At 61.7% G+C, this 15,423-nt stretch carries 15 protein-coding genes and 2 pseudogenes; 10 read left to right on the top strand and 7 right to left on the bottom strand.

The features are described from left to right. The first annotated feature begins 78 nt into the window (after positions 1-78). Both FZ934_RS01415 and FZ934_RS01420 read left to right on the top strand, forming a co-directional pair. A complete protein-coding gene (locus FZ934_RS01415; RefSeq protein WP_113364361.1) occupies positions 79-717 on the top strand; it encodes a F0F1 ATP synthase subunit B in 639 nt (212 codons plus the stop codon). A gap of 2 nt (positions 718-719) precedes the next feature. Then, complete coding sequence (locus tag FZ934_RS01420; RefSeq protein ID WP_113364360.1) at positions 720-1,205, top strand: F0F1 ATP synthase subunit B; 486 nt, start codon at positions 720-722, stop codon at positions 1,203-1,205. Between the two features lie 171 nt (positions 1,206-1,376). On the opposite strand, the pseudogene FZ934_RS01425 reads toward FZ934_RS01420, so the two are convergent. Continuing rightward, positions 1,377-2,044 (bottom strand): annotated as a pseudogene (locus tag FZ934_RS01425) (ribonuclease HII). Positions 2,045-2,150: 106 nt separating this feature from the next. After that, positions 2,151-3,308: a PA0069 family radical SAM protein gene (locus FZ934_RS01430; protein WP_153269601.1), complete on the bottom strand. Its 1,158-nt coding sequence runs from the start codon at positions 3,306-3,308 to the stop codon at positions 2,151-2,153. A 138-nt stretch (positions 3,309-3,446) separates the two neighbouring features. Here FZ934_RS01430 and FZ934_RS01435 point away from each other — a divergent pair, with 138 nt between their 5' ends. Continuing rightward, positions 3,447-3,965 carry a glycosyl transferase gene (locus tag FZ934_RS01435; protein WP_153269602.1) on the top strand — a complete coding sequence of 173 codons (519 nt, stop codon included), beginning with the start codon at positions 3,447-3,449 and terminating at the stop codon, positions 3,963-3,965. 5 nt (positions 3,966-3,970) lie between these two features. On the opposite strand, the gene moaB is transcribed toward FZ934_RS01435, so the two are convergent. The 4 genes from moaB to FZ934_RS01455 form a co-directional block, all read right to left on the bottom strand. Continuing rightward, the gene (moaB, locus tag FZ934_RS01440; RefSeq protein ID WP_153269603.1) at positions 3,971-4,522 is read right to left on the bottom strand and encodes a molybdenum cofactor biosynthesis protein B; all 552 of its coding nucleotides are present in this window, start codon (positions 4,520-4,522) and stop codon (positions 3,971-3,973) included. Next, complete coding sequence (locus FZ934_RS01445) at positions 4,506-5,411, bottom strand: 4-(cytidine 5'-diphospho)-2-C-methyl-D-erythritol kinase (RefSeq protein ID WP_153269604.1); 906 nt, start codon at positions 5,409-5,411, stop codon at positions 4,506-4,508. Before FZ934_RS01445 ends, moaB begins: the two co-directional genes overlap by 17 nt. Before the next feature lie 6 nt (positions 5,412-5,417). After that, a complete protein-coding gene (locus tag FZ934_RS01450; RefSeq protein ID WP_153269605.1) occupies positions 5,418-7,250 on the bottom strand; it encodes a tetratricopeptide repeat protein in 1,833 nt (610 codons plus the stop codon). A gap of 129 nt (positions 7,251-7,379) precedes the next feature. Beyond that, the gene (locus tag FZ934_RS01455) at positions 7,380-8,396 is read right to left on the bottom strand and encodes a polyprenyl synthetase family protein (protein WP_153269606.1); all 1,017 of its coding nucleotides are present in this window, start codon (positions 8,394-8,396) and stop codon (positions 7,380-7,382) included. Between the two features lie 108 nt (positions 8,397-8,504). Between FZ934_RS01455 and FZ934_RS01460 the strand changes: the two genes are divergently transcribed. Both FZ934_RS01460 and FZ934_RS01465 read left to right on the top strand, forming a co-directional pair. Further along, entirely contained in the window at positions 8,505-8,732 is a 228-nt protein-coding gene (locus FZ934_RS01460; protein WP_113364352.1) for a DUF2007 domain-containing protein, read from the top strand. A gap of 5 nt (positions 8,733-8,737) precedes the next feature. Next, positions 8,738-9,516: pseudogene (locus tag FZ934_RS01465) on the top strand (tRNA1(Val) (adenine(37)-N6)-methyltransferase). A 5-nt stretch (positions 9,517-9,521) separates the two neighbouring features. Here the strand turns inward: FZ934_RS01465 and FZ934_RS01470 are convergent. Further along, positions 9,522-10,862 (bottom strand): Nramp family divalent metal transporter, encoded by a 1,341-nt coding sequence (locus FZ934_RS01470; RefSeq protein ID WP_153269607.1) that lies wholly within the window; start codon positions 10,860-10,862, stop codon positions 9,522-9,524. 174 nt (positions 10,863-11,036) lie between these two features. Here FZ934_RS01470 and FZ934_RS01475 point away from each other — a divergent pair, with 174 nt between their 5' ends. The 5 genes from FZ934_RS01475 to FZ934_RS01495 all read left to right on the top strand — a co-directional run bounded on the left by FZ934_RS01475 (position 11,037) and on the right by FZ934_RS01495 (position 15,391). Next, a complete protein-coding gene (locus FZ934_RS01475) occupies positions 11,037-11,897 on the top strand; it encodes a S49 family peptidase (protein ID WP_153269608.1) in 861 nt (286 codons plus the stop codon). A gap of 19 nt (positions 11,898-11,916) precedes the next feature. Continuing rightward, entirely contained in the window at positions 11,917-12,111 is a 195-nt protein-coding gene (locus tag FZ934_RS01480) for a hypothetical protein (protein WP_153269609.1), read from the top strand. 77 nt (positions 12,112-12,188) lie between these two features. After that, a complete protein-coding gene (locus FZ934_RS01485) occupies positions 12,189-13,148 on the top strand; it encodes a glycine--tRNA ligase subunit alpha (protein ID WP_113364347.1) in 960 nt (319 codons plus the stop codon). Between the two features lie 337 nt (positions 13,149-13,485). After that, complete coding sequence (locus tag FZ934_RS01490) at positions 13,486-14,037, top strand: LemA family protein (protein ID WP_153269610.1); 552 nt, start codon at positions 13,486-13,488, stop codon at positions 14,035-14,037. Positions 14,038-14,131: 94 nt separating this feature from the next. Continuing rightward, the gene (locus tag FZ934_RS01495; RefSeq protein WP_153269611.1) at positions 14,132-15,391 is read left to right on the top strand and encodes a 3-phosphoshikimate 1-carboxyvinyltransferase; all 1,260 of its coding nucleotides are present in this window, start codon (positions 14,132-14,134) and stop codon (positions 15,389-15,391) included. Positions 15,392-15,423: the final 32 nt, after the last annotated feature.

A 15,423-nucleotide genomic window follows, 5' to 3' on the forward strand; every position in this document is an offset into this window, starting at 1 on the left:
TTTCGGCGCACTGAAGGATCACGGCCTGCAGACCGCAAGCCGTGATCCTTTGCATTTGCAGTACACCTGGAGGTGAGCATGTTTTTTGTGACCCCGGCTTACGCTGAAGAAGCCCCGGCGGGAACCGCAGAAACTGGTACAGCTACCGGTGCAGACGCGCATGCCGCCCCGGCAGCAGGCGAAGTCCACACCGAGACCGGCGTACCGGCCGAGCATCACGGTGGCGGCGTTTTCCCGCCTTTCGATTCGACGACCTACGCCTCGCAGCTCCTGTGGCTGGCGATCACGTTCGTTGTCTTCTTCGTGCTCATGCAAAAGGTTATTACGCCGCGTATCGGCGGGATCCTCGAGCAGCGCCACAATCGCATTTCGCAGGATCTCGACGAAGCAGGCCGCCTGAAGGCGGAAGCTGACGCCGACGTCGCTGCCTACGAGGCCGACCTGGCTGCCGCGCGCACCAAGGCCAACTCGATCGGCACCGCCGCTCGCGAAGCCGCCAAGCTCAAGGCCGAAGCGGATCGCAAGACGGTTGAAGCCAGCCTCGGCGAGAAGCTGAAGGCAGCCGAAGGCCGCATCGCTGATATCAAGGCAAAGGCTTTTGCCGATGTCGGTTCGATTGCCGAAGAAACCGCAACCGCTGTCGTGGAACAGCTGATCGGTACAGCAGCCAAGGCAGATGTTGCCGCTGCCGTCGCCGACCTCAAGAAGGGGGCTTGATCATGGCACTTGACGCAACATTCTTTGCGATGATCGGCCTGTTCCTCTTCCTGGGACTGGTTGTCTACCTCAAGGTTCCCGGGATGATGGCGAAGTCGCTCGACGACCGCGCCGATCAGATCCGCAACGAGCTGGCGGAAGCCAAGCGTCTGCGCGAAGAGGCCCAGCATTTGCTGGCCGAATACCAGCGCAAGCGCAAGGAAGCGGAAGCCGAAGCTGCACACATCGTTGCTGCAGCCGAGCGCGAAGCTGAAATGCTGACCGCGGAAGCCAAGAAGAAAACGGAAGAGTTCGTTGCAAACCGCACGCTCGTTTCCGAACAGAAGATCAAGCAGGCAGAAGCCGATGCGATGAAGGCGGTTCGTTCCGCTGCCGTCGATCTGGCAATCGCAGCTGCTGAATCGGTTCTGGCAAAGAAGGCCGATACCAAGGTCCAGTCGACGCTCTTCAGCGACGCCGTCGGCCAGGTAAAGACCCGCCTGAACTGAGATCCGGTCTCCGGTCTTTGAAGAGCCCCGCCAATGCGGGGCTTTTTTCGTTTGTGCTAGGAGTTGAGCTAAGGCATCCGCCCGGAAATCGGAACAGATTTTCGGAAAGGCTGTCACGTATGTTCAGGAAGATAGAGCATCCTTTGTGCGTCCTTAGGGACGCACAGCGCTCTAGCCTTCAGAGATCTCGTCTCGTCTTAGCGGCCGGAAACTCATCCGGTGGAGGGAGCAGGGGCCATGCTGGTCGATCCCGGCGCGATGCTGCGCGGTGCCGTATCCGGCATGCGACGCAAAGCCGTAAGCCGGGAAGACGATATCGGCGCGCGTCATCATGCGATCGCGCGTCACCTTGGCGATGATAGACGCGGCCGCGATCGACACGGAGCGCGCATCACCCTTCACCACCGCCTGCCCGGGCAATCAAGGCCGGGCGGCACGTCAAGGCCATCGGTCAGTACGTAGCTTGCAGGGATCGCGAGGCCGCAGACGGCGCGGCGCATGGCGTCGAGGCTTGCCTTGCGAATATCGGTTTCATCGATCCGCCTGGAGCTCGAAGAGGCGATGGAGACGGTCGCCGTCGCCAATATCTGTTCGAACAGTTCCTCGCGGCGCTGCGCGGACAGCTGCTTGGAATCGTTCAGGCCTTCAGGGATGCGTTTCGGATCGAGGATGACTGCGGCTGCGACCACCGGGCCTGCCAGCGGTCCCCGTCCTGCCTCGTCGGCGCCGGCTACGGGCCAATGCCCGGCCTTGCGCGCTTTAAGCTCGAGCCGAAAATCCGGAACGAGGGGGAGGTCTTCGAAAAGCATAGGAGAATCGGGTGGCGTGCGACGTTTCATGCGGCAGAACTTCGCACGCCAACCCGATTTCCTGCAAGTCCCCGGATCAGGGCGGCGGGCCGGGGACCTGGAGGCAGACGGTCAGGGGAGCCCGTCTGCAAGCTTGTCAGAGCAGCGACAGCTGCACGCCGCTGCCATCGGGCGGCGTAAAGAGATCGTCGCGCAAGGGCATCGTCCGGCGCGTCATGCCGAGGCGTTTCGTCGCCATCTCGAAGCGGCGGGCGATTTGCCAGGCATAGGGGCCGGCGCCCTTCATCCGCTTGCCGAACTCGGCGTCATAATCCTTGCCCCCGCGCATCGACCGCACGAGCGACATGACATGACGATACCGGTCGGGGTAGTTCTGCAGCAGCCAGTCGCGGAACAGTGGCGAAACCTCAAGCGGCAGGCGAAGAATGACGTAGCCCGCCTCCAGCGCCCCAGCGGCGCGCGCTGCTTCAAGGATACGCTCGACCTCGTGGTCGTTGAGCGCAGGAATAACAGGGGCGACCATCACCGACGTCGGTACGCCGGCTTCGCTCAACAGGCGGATCGCTTCCAGCCGACGCGTCGGCGTCGAGGCTCTCGGCTCCATCGTACGTGCCAGCTTGCGGTCGAGCGTGGTCACCGACAGCGACGCGCGGATCAGGTTCTTTGCGGCCATTCGTTCAAGAATGTCGATATCGCGCAGGATCAGCGCCGACTTGGTGACGATCGAAACCGGATGGTTTGCCTTTTCGAGAACTTCGAGGATCTGGCGCATGACCCGCCATTCCTTCTCGATCGGCTGATAGGGGTCGGTGTTGGTGCCGATCGCAATCACCCGCGGCTTGTAGCCGGGCTTGGCCAATTCACGTTCCAGCAAGCGTGCGGCATCGGGCTTTGCAAAAAGCTTTGCCTCGAAATCCAGCCCCGCCGACAGGCCCATGTAGGCGTGGGTCGGACGGGCAAAGCAGTAGATGCAGCCATGCTCGCAGCCGCGATACGGATTGATCGACCGATCGAAAGGGATATCGGGCGACTCGTTGCGTGTGATCGCGGTGCGCGGCTTTTCGATCTGCACTTCGGTCTTGAACGGCGGCAGTTCTTCGAGCGTCTGCCAGCCATCATCGAACGTTTCCCGCCGCAGCGGTTCGAAGCGGCCGGTCGGGTTCAGGCCGGCAGCTCTGCCGCGCCGGCGATCCACCTCGATCCTCAGACCGGAGGAGACGATCATCGCATCGGCAATATCTGCCGTATTAGCAGGCGCGAATGCGGCCTGCCCTGCAAGGGACTGCTCGTTCATCGGATTCTCCAGCGTCGGAAGCCATTGCCTCCGCCCGTTTTGATGATTAAATTCCTATCGGGAAAATGAGAACAATGCAAGAACAAAATTGGGAAAGTGGCGCTGGCAAAACTTTGTGCGGCGCTCTATAAATAGGCAATGTTGACAGTAGTGCTGGAGTGCCAGGACCAGGAACCTGAACTGGCTCAGACCTTATCGGTGTTGGTTGCAGGCGCGGTTGAAGGGCTCGTCAGCGATGTTGTGGTCTTGGATCACGGCTCGCGGGACGGCACGTCAAAGGTGGCGGATGCCGCCGGCTGCCGTTTCCATTCACAGTGGGACATCAAGGACATACTTCACTCGGCGCGAGGAGAATGGCTGCTCTTCGTCGAGCCGGGCGCACGCCCGCAAAGCGGATGGATCGACGAGATCGCCGAGTATGTCTCGCTGAACAAGCTGCCCGCCCAGTTCACGGCCTCGAGAGGCTACAGGCGGCCTTTCTTCAAGCGGATCGGCCGTTCAAAGCCGCCGCTGGAGCTCGGTCTGCTCCTGCCGAAGAAAGAGGCTCTGGCGTCGGCGCGAAGCGGCATGCGTTTGTCTGAGTTTGTCAGGGGCCAGAAGCTACGCCGCCTGTCGAGCGAGCTGATTCCCTCATGGGTCGCGCGCGCGGCGCGCTAGGGCTATTATGCCGCGCCGCCGCGCTTCAGGTGTTCATCAAGGCGCGGCATGATTTCCACGAAATTGCAGGGCATGTGGCGATAGTCGAGCTGGCTCTTCAGGATGCCGTCCCAGGCGTCCTTGCAGGCGCCGGGTGATCCTGGCAGCACGAAGATGAAGGTCGCATTAGCAACGCCTGCCGTAGCGCGTGATTGGATCGTCGATGTCCCGATCTTGTCGTAGGAAATCCGGTGGAAGACTTCGGAAAAGCCGTCCATCCGCTTTTCGAAGATCGGTTCCAGCGCCTCGGGCGTGACATCGCGGCCGGTAAAGCCGGTGCCGCCGGTCGTGATCACCACATCGATGTCCTTCCGAGCGGTCCACGCGGAGACCTGACTGGCGATGCTCTGCCGATCATCAGGAACGATGGCGCGTTCGACGAGCCGGTGCCCTGCGTCGGTAATGCGCTGCGCCAGCGTGTCGCCCGAACGGTCGTCGGCCAAGGTGCGGGTATCGGAGACCGTCAGGACGGCAATGCCGACCGGAATGAACGGACGATTGTCATCGATTCCCGGCATGCGTGCCTCCTGCCAGCGTTTCCGTCGCCTGGAAATACCAGTCCGGGCGCGTGTCTTGAAGCCTGCGAGCGGCTTTTTCCGCGTCACCTGCGGTCGCGAATATGCCGAAGCAGGTTGCGCCCGAGCCGGACATGCGCACGAACATCGCGCCTTCATCCGCCAGCATGGATGAAACGGCAGCGATTTCGGGGAGCAATGCCCGGGCAGCTGGCTCCAGATCGTTGCGCATGCCACCAAGTGCCTCCATCCATGAGCTTGGATGCTCGGCGGGGAGGGGAGGATTGCGCTTGTTGTCGAGCTTGCGGAACACCTCGGGCGTCGACACGCCGCGCAACGGATTGGCAAGAACCATGGCGAAGACAGGCATGTGGTCCACGTTCTCGATATCCTCGCCGATGCCGCGCGCGATCAGCGGCCGGCTGTGGAGGCACATCGGCACGTCCGCGCCAAGGCCAAGCGCAACGGCATCGATGGTCTGCTGCGGAAGCGAGACCTGCCACAAGCGCATCAGCCCACGCAGCGTCGCTGCCGCGTCGGCGGATCCACCGCCGATGCCTGAAGCAATCGGGAGGTTCTTCTGCAGATGAATCCGAACAGCAGGGGCATCGCCGCCGGCCTGTTGGATGGCCGCGCGCAATGCGTCACGCGCCTTCACCACGAGATTGGTGCCGCCGTCGTCAAGTGCATCGCCGAAGCGCCCCGAAACGCTGAACGCATCGGTTTCGGAAAGCGCGAAGTCGAGTGTGTCGCCATGCCGGGCAAAGGTCACCAGCATTTCCAGCAGGTGATAGCCGTCGCTCCTCTGGCCCGTCACATGCAGGGCCAGATTGATCTTGGCAAAGGCATCCTCACGGATAGCGGTCGTATCGCCGATATCAGTCAGCGGCATCAGGCGTCAGGACTTCTTGTCCACCGGCTTCGGTTCGATCGGCGCAGGATCCGGCTGCTTCTTGTCGGCGGCCTTAGGGTTCTCGCTCTGGTCCGGCAAGCCGTTGGTGATCTTGTCCTTGATCTTCGGGATCTCGGCTGCCTCCGGCTCGGAAGCCAGCGCACGGTTCCACTGATAGACGGCTTCGAGCTTGCGACCGACGCGCCAGTAAGCATCGCCCAGATGGTCGTTGATCGTCGCGTCGCCGGCCTTGATCTGTGCCGCTTTCTCCAGTTCGTCCACCGCGTCGTTGAAGCGGTTGAGACGGAAATAGGCCCAGCCGAGCGAGTCGATGATGTAGCCGTCGTCGGGGCGCAGCTCGACGGCCTTCTTGATCATCGTCAACCCCTCGTCGAGGTTCTTGTTCATGTCGATCCAGGAATATCCGAGGTAGTTCAGGACCTGCGGCTGGTTCGCGTTGAGTTCCAGCGCCTTGCGGAAATTCGGTTCTGCCTTGTCCCACTGCTTCAGGCGCTCGTAGGCGATGCCGCGCTGGAAGAAGACGGTCCAGGCATTCTTGCCCGGCAGCGGGCCGATGGCGTCGACGGCCTTGTCGTAATTCTCAGCCATCGCCTTGTAGTCCTTGGCGTCGGAAAGGACGCTGCCGTACGCGAGATAGCTGCGGATGTCCTTGGGGTCCGACTCGATCAGGCCCTGCAGGTGCTTGCGGGCCTCTTCGACCTTGCCGCCCTCGGCGAGCGCCAGCCCGAGCTGCAGCTCGGAGATGCGGCTCATCGGCGAATTGTCAGGCACTTCCTTGTAGATCGCGATCGCGCGATCGACCTGGCTCTGCTTCTCGGCAATGCCGCCGAGCATGACCAGCGCGTCGGCGCTATCGGGATCGAGGCTGCGTGCGATCTGCAGGTAGAGCGATACGATATCTTCGGCGCCGTCACGGTTGAGCGCGCCGGCAAACGAGAACAGCACACCGGCAGCACCCTGCTTGGCGGTCAGGATCTGCTGCTGTTCCTTCTGGTCGCCGTTGATGCTCTGGCGCAGCGCGTTAAGTGGCGCGTAATTCGGCAAAAGGTTTTCGCCAACCGAGACGGCGTCGAGCGCCTTCTGCTTGTTGCCCTGCGAAGCCTCGAGCCGTGCCAGCGCGATAACGGCGCGGACGAATGTGTCAGGTGCGGTCGCCGCACCATCCTTGTCGAGCACGGCATCGTTGAGATGGCGACGAGCCGACTTCACGTCGCCGTTCACGATGGCAATCGCTCCGGCATTGTAGTTCTGGAAGATGTTGAGCCAGTCCGGGCCCTTCATCTTTTCGACCAGCGCCAGCGCGTCCTTGCCCTTGCCGGCGCCGAGGCGGGCCCAGGCAGCCATCAGGTCGTTCATGACGCGGTCGAGATCGGTCGGCCCCGTGGTCTTCAGGATCGTTTCGGCCGACTTGTACTCGCCGCGGCGCAGCGCATCGGCACCACGAACGATCGTGGCGAGCCGTTCGATGCTCGGATCGTTCTTCAGGTCGTTGGCGTATTTGACGCTGTCCTTGATATTGCCGTTGAGCAGCAGCGAGATCATCAGGCGCTGGCGGATTTCAGGATTGCCCGGTTCGATCTGCAGGGCTTTCTTGTAGAGCTCGATCGCTGTGTCGTAGTCGTGGTCGACATCGGCGGTACGCGCGGCAAGCAAGGCGCCGGAAAAGGTCGTGACGCTGTCTGGGTCGAAATGTACGGTGCTGCTGGCGTCGTCGGTCTTGACCGCGTCTTCGGCATTTGCGCCGCCGAGCACGCCAAGCGACAACACCGCCGCCAACGCCGCGCTCGAAAGAAGACGAATGGCAAATTTCCGCCGCATTAGAAAACCTTTCTTCCAGGGCAGCGGATCTTGTCCGGCTGCCAAATCAGTTGCGAAGACTGATTCACGGCAGGATGGCTTTTTTGAAGCAGCCCCGCAAGAAATTCAGCCGCAAACAACGATCGTCGGTTAATTGACGCGCTCGATGCAGAAGTCGATGACTTCCATCAGGGCAGATTTCCATGCCGTATCGGGCAGAGGCGCGAGAGCGTCCCGCGCTATCGTCCCGTAATGAACCGCCCGGGCGATCGTGTCATTCAGTGTACCATACTTCGTGATCAGACCGAGAGCCTTCTCAAGATTCTGGTCGCTGCCGTTTCCACCTTCGATCGCATCCCGCCAGAAGGCGCGTTCTTCCTCGGTGCCGCGGCGGTAGGCCAGGATGACCGGAAGCGTGATCTTGCCTTCGCGGAAGTCGTCGCCGACGTTCTTGCCGAGGTCGGCGGCCTTGCCACCGTAGTCAAGCGCATCGTCGACCAGCTGGAATGCGAGCCCGAGGTTCATACCATAGGACTTCATGGCATTGCGCCCGGACTTGCCGGCATCGGCGATGATCGGCCCGACCTCGGCAGCGGCTGCGAAAAGCGCTGCCGTCTTGGCGCGGATGACCGCGAGATAATCGTCCTCGGTCGTCTCCATGTTCTTGGCAACGGAAAGCTGCAGCACTTCGCCTTCCGCGATGACACAGGCGGCACCCGAGAGAACATCGAGCGCGTCGAGCGAGCCGACATCGACCATCATGCGGAACGCCTGGCCGAGCAGGAAGTCGCCGACGAGAACGCTTGCCTGGTTACCCCAGATCGTGCGGGCGGTGGACTTGCCGCGGCGAAGGTCGCTTTCGTCCACGACATCGTCGTGCAGCAGCGTCGCGGTATGCATGAACTCGACCGAGGTCGCGAGCTTGATGTGATTTTCACCCTTGTAGCCAAACAGAACCGAGGAGGCGAGCGTCAGCATCGGACGCAAACGCTTGCCGCCAGACGAAATCAGGTGGTTCGCTACCTCCGGAATCATCTGGACGTCGGAACCGGCCTTCGACAGGATCAACTGGTTGACCCGTTCCATATCCGCTTTGGTCAAATCCACCAGTGGCTTGACGGATGCCAGTTTGTTTTTGCTTTCTTCAAGCGGTATGACCACGCCCAACGACCCGGACTCCTGTTCTTTCATTGAATTTGACAATAGAAAGGGCCGGATGGCGCGGCAAGAGGTGAAATGTCGCGTCGCGCAAATTTGAAAGGGATTTCACGGCAAATGCATGAACTTATCCGCGCCAACGATCCCGTGCTGCTGTCCTTCGCGGAAAGCCTTCTGAAGGATGCCGGTATTCACTGCCTGATCGCCGATCAGGGCATGAGCATTCTCGAAGGCTCGCTCGGCATGCTGCCACGTCGGCTGCTGGTCGATGACGAACGCGCCGACCAGGCGCGGCGCATTCTCGTCGATGCTGGCCTCGGCAACGAATTGCGTCAGGCGAAATGATCGCTATGGCTGATCTGCCGGTGGCCGAAACGGTCGATGCCTTTCATCGCGGTCTCTTCCATGTGATCCAGCCGAAAGGCCGTGGGCATCGGTCCGGCATGGACGCGATGCTTCTCGCAGCCCTCGTGGCAGACGATCGGCCGATCAGGGTTGCCGATCTCGGAGCGGGTGCGGGGCGGCGGGTCTTGCGGTGGCTTCGCGGTTACCGGCAGCGGACGTCACCCTGTTCGAGCGATCGGGCGAGATGGCGGATTATGCGCGTCGCAGCGCGCTTCTGCCTGAGAACGCGCATCTGGCAGCGCGCGTCACCGTTGTCGAGGCGGATGTGACGCTGAAGGCCAAGGCGCGCAATGACGCTGGCCTGCTCGACGAAAGCTTCCATCACGTCATCATGAACCCGCCATTCAATGACGCGGGCGACCGAAAGACGCCGGATGCCTTGAAGGCCGAAGCGCATGCGATGACGGAAGATCTGTTCGAAAGCTGGCTGCGCACATCAGGCGCCATCATGATCCCCGGAGGGCAACTGTCGCTGATTGCGCGGCCGGAATCGATCGCCGAGATCATCGATGCCTGTGGCCGCCGGTTCGGAGGCATCGAGGTTACAGCCATTCACCCGCGTCAGGGTGAAAACGCCGTTCGTATTCTCGTCACGGCGATCAAGGGATCGCGCGCGCGGCTCTCATTCCGCGCGCCGCTGATCATGCACGAAGAGGGTACGCATAAATTCTCCCCCTTCGTCGACGACCTCAACAATGGTCGGGCCGCCTATTCACGTCGCTGATCTGCTCAGCCAACCACGAAGTCGAACAGCAGCTTGACGTTCAGTCCCGCGATGACGATCGCGATCGTGTAGGCGATGGCGGACAGCCAGCGCGGCGCCACGAGCTCGCCCATCTTCGCCTTGCTGGCGGTAAACATGACCAGCGGGAACACCGCGAAGGAAAGCTGCAGGCTGAGCACGACCTGCGTCAGGATCAGCAGCTCGGCCGTACCGGCATCGCCGTACCAGATCGTCACGAATGCCGCGGGGATGATGGCGATGGCACGGGTAATCAGGCGCCGTACCCAGGGCTGCAGCCGGATCTTCAGGAAGCCTTCCATGATGATCTGTCCGGCCATCGTCGCCGTGACCGTCGAGTTCAGGCCGCAGCAGAGCAGGGCAATACCGAATAGCGTCGGGGCAAGCGCAAGGCCGAGAAGCGGCGCCAGCAGCGATGAGGCCTCGCCGAGTTCGGCAACGTCAGTCCGTCCGTGGGCATGGAAGGCTGCCGCAGCCAGGATGAGGATCGAGGCGTTGATCAGCAGCGCAAAGCAGAGCGCGACAGTCGAGTCGATCGTCGCAAAGGTCAGCGCCTCGCGCTTCTCGGGCAACGTATGTCCGTAGTCGCGGGTCTGGACGATGCCGGAATGCAGGTAGAGATTGTGCGGCATCACGGTCGCGCCGAGGATGCCGAGGGCGAGATAGAGCATCTCCGGATTGGAGACGATCTCCGTGGTCGGGAAGAAGCCGCGGATGACCTCGCCCCACTGCGGGTCGGCCATGAAGATCTGCACGCCGAAACAGACGGTGATGATCCCGAGCAGCGCAATGACGAAAGCCTCGACCCAGCGGAATCCGACCTTCTGCAGATAGAGAATGAGGAAGACGTCGAGCGCGGTGATCAGTACGCCAAGCTCGAGCGGAATGCCGAACAGCAGGTTGAGGCCGATCGCGGTGCCGATCACCTCGGCGATGTCGGTCGCGATGATGGCGATTTCGGCAAACAGCCAGAGCGGGATCGACACCCAGCGCGGGAACGCGTCGCGACAAGCCTGCGCGAGATCGCGGCCGGAACCGATCGCGAGACGGGCGCAGAGCGACTGCAGCACGATCGCCATCATATTGGAGAGCAGTGCGACTGCCAGAAGCGTGTATCCGAACTTGGACCCGCCGGCGAGCGAGGTCGACCAATTGCCGGGATCCATATAGCCGACGGCGACCAGATAGCCTGGCCCGAGAAATGCCGCGATGCGACGCCAACGCGACGCTCCCTTGCGTGTGCCGATCGAGCGGTAGACATCGGCCATCGATGCTTCTTCGCGCTCGTGGCGCCAGCCTGTCCTGGCCTTCGGATTTATTACGTCCATGAAAACAACTGCCTGTTGATAACGAAAGTCAATATGGCTGATTAGAATGATAATGCAAGTCATTCGCAACAAGAAAGTTGCCGCGCTGGTGTTTTGCGCCAGCCCCCATTGCGTTTGTCGTTCCGACGCATACATGGGAGTGACGTTTCACGCAGCCTGTACGAAGGAATAGAAATGGCCGGATTTTTGAGAAAGCTGATGCCGAAGCGCTTCCGCAAGGACGGCGTCGTGATCCCGGTGGTCCGCCTGCAGGGCGCGATCATGAGCGGTGGCAGCCAGTTTCGGCCGGCCTTGAACCTCGCCTCGACGGCGCAGGTGCTGGAGAAGGCGTTCGAATTCAAGGATGCGCCGGCGGTGGCGATCTCGATCAATTCACCCGGCGGCTCGCCTGTCCAGTCGCGCCTGATCTTCAGCCGTATCCGTGATCTCGCGCGTGAAAAGCAGAAGAAAGTGCTTGTCTTCGTCGAGGACGTGGCTGCATCAGGCGGCTACATGATTGCCCTTGCCGGCGATGAGATCATTGCCGACCCCACCTCGATCGTCGGCTCGATCGGTGTCGTCTCCGGTGGCTTCGGCTTTCCGGAACTCCTGAAGAAGATCGGCGTCGAGCGGCGCGTCTATACCGCAGGCGAGAACAAGGTGATCCTCGACCCGTTCCAGCCGGAGAAGGAAAAGGACATCGAGTATCTGAAGACCCTGCAGCTCGAAATCCATCAGGTCTTCATTTCGATGGTCCGCGAACGCCGCGCCGGCAAGCTCAAGGACGACGAGACCGTGTTCTCGGGTCTCTTCTGGACCGGCACGCGCGGCCTCGAACTCGGTCTGATCGACGGCCTTGGCGACATGCGGCAGGAATTGAAGCGGCGCTACGGCTCGAAGACAAAACTTGCGCTGGTGACGCCGGCCCGCGGCCTTTTCGGACGCCGCATTCCTGGGGTAGCATCGGGGTCGCTGGAAGCGGCGGCGACAGGCCTCGCGGCGGGACTTGTGGAAACTGCCGAAGAGAAGGCATTGTGGAGCCGCTACGGTTTCTGAGGGGGAGCAAGACAGGCCTATGCCACAACTGATAATCATGGGTCTGCTGGTCGTCGGCGCATGGCTGCTGTACCGGCGCTTCGTGGCGGAGGCGGAAAAGCTGGCCTCACGATCGCGCCGTGCGGAAAAGGAGCGCCAGACCGGCGCCATCGGCACGCTGGTCAAGGATCCGGTAACGGGCGAATACCATCTGAAGAAGGACGAGGAAGAGTAGGGCCGCAAAAGCCTTGACCCGTCTGGCGCGGCGTGGCACCTGTCCGCCCACTTTTGTACGAATTCGGAAGCCGTTCCATGTCTGCTGCAATCCCCGACCACATGAACCCGAAGCGCTCTTTCCAGGCGCTGATCCTGACGCTCCATAACTACTGGGCGGACAAGGGTTGTGCGGTGCTGCAGCCCTACGACATGGAGGTCGGCGCCGGTACATTCCATCCTGCGACGACGCTGCGTGCGCTCGGGCCCAAGCCGTGGAAGGCTGCCTATGTGCAGCCGTCGCGTCGTCCGTCGGATGGCCGCTACGGTGAGAACCCGAACCGCCTGCAGCACTATTATCAGTATCAGGTGATCCTGAAGCCGAACCCGCCGAACCTGCAGGAACTCTATCTCGGCTCGCTGGCCGCGATCGGCCTCGATCCGTTGCTGCACGACATCCGTTTCGTCGAAGACGACTGGGAAAGCCCGACGCTCGGCGCCTGGGGTCTCGGCTGGGAGTGCTGGTGCGACGGCATGGAAGTCTCGCAATTCACCTATTTCCAGCAGGTCTGCGGCATCGAATGCTCGCCTGTTGCGGGCGAGCTCACCTACGGTCTCGAGCGTCTTGCGATGTATGTCCAGGGTGTCGACAACGTCTACGACCTGAACTTCAACGGGCGCGAAGGCGACGAGAAGATCAGCTATGGCGACGTCTTCCTGCAGGCCGAACAGGAATATTCACGCCACAACTTCGAATTTGCCAACACCGAGATGCTGCATCGCCACTTCATCGATGCCGAAAAGGAATGCCAGGCGCTTCTCGCCGCCGGCGCTCCCGGCGACAGCGATAACCAGAAGCTGCATAAGTGCGTTTTCCCGGCCTACGACCAGTGCATCAAGGCGTCACACGTCTTCAACCTGCTGGATGCCCGCGGCGTCATCTCGGTCACCGAGCGCCAAAGCTATATTCTGCGCGTGCGGACGCTGGCAAAGGCCTGCGGTGAGGCCTTCCTTTTGACGGATGCGGGTGGTGTGAACCTGGCGAAGACTGCCGCTTGAAGCGCTGAAGTCAGCGACGTTCGTCGTTCCTGACTTCGACGCGGCGCTCTACCGGGCGAGCCGCGCTCTGAACGAAGAAGTACGATACGATAGCCAGTGCGTTGAGCAGGAAAATGACTGCGCTCATGGTCTGAATGATCCTCGTCGCAAGTTTCTGATGCTCGCCTGTTGCAGCGGGCAAGACAGAAGATAGGGCTTTGGCGCTGGCAGCGGTATCGTGATTTTTGACTACCCCGTTGGTATTGACCTCCTGAAGATGCCCTAAATGCGGGATGACAATCTGCGGTAACCCGCTTAGTCTTCCGGCATACTTTCGGTCGCTGTGGGGGATTTGCGAATGTATATTATTTTAGGCCTTATCGTCCTTATCGCGCTCTATGCCGTCGTCATCTACAACGGCCTCGTCCGCGCCCGGCAGATGGCCGAGGAAGCCTGGTCCGGCATCGATGTGCAGCTGAAGCGCCGCGCCGACCTCATCCCCAACCTGATCGAGACGGTAAAGGGCTACGCCACCCACGAAAAGACCACGCTCGAAGAGGTGGTCAAGCTGCGGAACCAGGCACAGGCTGTGCCGACGGGCGATGTGGCCGGCCGCGCGCAGGCGGAAGGTCTGCTCGGCGCTGCTCTCGGGCGCGTCATGGCGCTTGCCGAAGCCTATCCCGACCTGAAGGCCAACGAGAATTTCCGCGAGCTGCAGTCCTCACTCGAGACGATGGAAAGCGAGATCCAGATGGCGCGGCGCTACTACAATGGCGCGGCCCGCGATCTCAACGTCAAGGTCGAGAGCTTCCCCTCCAATCTGGTCGCCGGCCAGTTCGGATTCCAGAAGCGGGAGTATTTCGAGATCACCAACGAAGCCGATCGCGCTGTCCCGACGGTAAAGTTCTGACATCCGCCATTTGCCTTTGCGTAAAAACTGCTATGAGCAGGGCATGACCGTGGCCTGACATGGCCCGTTGCGCAAAGACGGAAAAGACAAGGTAATGAGTAAAGACAAGCTCACCATCATCCCGGCGGCGAAGCCGCTTTCCGGTCGCGCCGTACCTCCCGGCTCGAAGTCGATCACCAACCGCGCGCTGCTTTTGGCCGGTCTCGCCAAGGGCACCAGCCGCCTGACCGGGGCGCTCAAGAGCGACGACACGCGCTATATGGCGGAAGCCCTGCGCGCCATGGGCGTGACGGTGGACGAGCCCGATGCGACGACCTTCGTTGTCACCAGTTCCGGTGAACTCAAGGCTCCCGCCGCACCGCTCTTCCTCGGCAATGCCGGTACCGCCACACGCTTCCTGACGGCAGCACTTGCGCTCGGCAATGGCCGCTATGTCGTCGATGGTGACGAGCATATGCGCAAGCGCCCGATCAAGCCGCTGGTCGATGCCCTGAAGTCGCTCGGTGTCGCGATCGAGGCACCCACCGGTTGCCCGCCCGTCACGATCGACGCTAACGGCCGCTTCGCCAGCAACAAGGTCGTCATCGATGCCGGCCTCTCCAGCCAGTATGTCTCCGCCCTGCAGATGGCGGCTGCCTGCGGTTCCGAGCCGTTCACGATCGAACTTGCCGGTGCCGATATCGGCGCACGCGGCTACATCGACCTGACGCTGGCAGCCATGCGTGCCTTCGGCGCCAAGGTCATGCAGCCGACGCCGTCCTCGTGGGTGATCGAGCCGACCGGTTACACCGCCACCGATTTCGTCGTCGAGCCGGACGCTTCCGCCGCCACCTATCTCTGGGCCGCCGAAGTGCTGACCAAGGGCGCGATCGACCTCGGCGTCGCCAACGAGGATTTCACCCAGCCGGATGCCAAGGCATATGACGTCATCAGGCAGTTCCCACACCTGCCCGCCGAAATCGACGGCTCGCAGATGCAGGACGCTGTGCCGACCATCGCCGTGCTGGCCGCCTTCAACGAAACACCGGTGCGCTTCACCGGCATCGCCAACCTGCGCGTCAAGGAATGCGACCGCATCCGCGCCGTCTCGACCGGCCTTAACAACATCCGTCAGGGGCTCGCGACCGAGGATGGCGACGATCTGATCGTTGCATCCGACCCTGCATTGGTCGGCCAGCATTTGCCCGCCGATATCGACACCTTCGCCGATCACCGCATCGCCATGAGCTTCGCGCTCGCCGGCCTGAAGATCGACGGCATCACCATTCTGGATCCGGATTGCGTCGGCAAGACCTTCCCGTCCTATTGGCGGACGCTGGCGGGGCTCGGTGTGACCTACGCGGATGAGGACTGACACTATCTGAGGCGGCGGGAAGCCGCGGGCGG

The sequence above is a fragment of the Rhizobium grahamii genome, assembly GCF_009498215.1.
Taxonomy (GTDB): domain Bacteria; phylum Pseudomonadota; class Alphaproteobacteria; order Rhizobiales; family Rhizobiaceae; genus Rhizobium; species Rhizobium grahamii_A.

Bases quoted from the DNA above. Each gene is read 5' to 3' on its own strand.
- FZ934_RS01485 (WP_113364347.1), top strand. From the start codon at position 12,189: ATGTCTGCTGCAATCCCCGACCACATGAACCCGAAGCGCTCTTTCCAG.
- FZ934_RS01445 (WP_153269604.1), bottom strand. From the start codon at position 5,411: ATGCCGCTGACTGATATCGGCGATACGACCGCTATCCGTGAGGATGCC.
- FZ934_RS01450 (WP_153269605.1), bottom strand. From the start codon at position 7,250: ATGCGGCGGAAATTTGCCATTCGTCTTCTTTCGAGCGCGGCGTTGGCG.
- FZ934_RS01480 (WP_153269609.1), top strand. From the start codon at position 11,917: ATGCCACAACTGATAATCATGGGTCTGCTGGTCGTCGGCGCATGGCTG.
- FZ934_RS01475 (WP_153269608.1), top strand. From the start codon at position 11,037: ATGGCCGGATTTTTGAGAAAGCTGATGCCGAAGCGCTTCCGCAAGGAC.
- FZ934_RS01420 (WP_113364360.1), top strand. From the start codon at position 720: ATGGCACTTGACGCAACATTCTTTGCGATGATCGGCCTGTTCCTCTTC.
- FZ934_RS01495 (WP_153269611.1), top strand. From the start codon at position 14,132: ATGAGTAAAGACAAGCTCACCATCATCCCGGCGGCGAAGCCGCTTTCC.
- FZ934_RS01415 (WP_113364361.1), top strand. From the start codon at position 79: ATGTTTTTTGTGACCCCGGCTTACGCTGAAGAAGCCCCGGCGGGAACC.
- moaB (WP_153269603.1), bottom strand. From the start codon at position 4,522: ATGCCGGGAATCGATGACAATCGTCCGTTCATTCCGGTCGGCATTGCC.
- FZ934_RS01435 (WP_153269602.1), top strand. From the start codon at position 3,447: ATGTTGACAGTAGTGCTGGAGTGCCAGGACCAGGAACCTGAACTGGCT.
- FZ934_RS01490 (WP_153269610.1), top strand. From the start codon at position 13,486: ATGTATATTATTTTAGGCCTTATCGTCCTTATCGCGCTCTATGCCGTC.
- FZ934_RS01460 (WP_113364352.1), top strand. From the start codon at position 8,505: ATGCATGAACTTATCCGCGCCAACGATCCCGTGCTGCTGTCCTTCGCG.
- FZ934_RS01470 (WP_153269607.1), bottom strand. From the start codon at position 10,862: ATGGACGTAATAAATCCGAAGGCCAGGACAGGCTGGCGCCACGAGCGC.
- FZ934_RS01430 (WP_153269601.1), bottom strand. From the start codon at position 3,308: ATGAACGAGCAGTCCCTTGCAGGGCAGGCCGCATTCGCGCCTGCTAAT.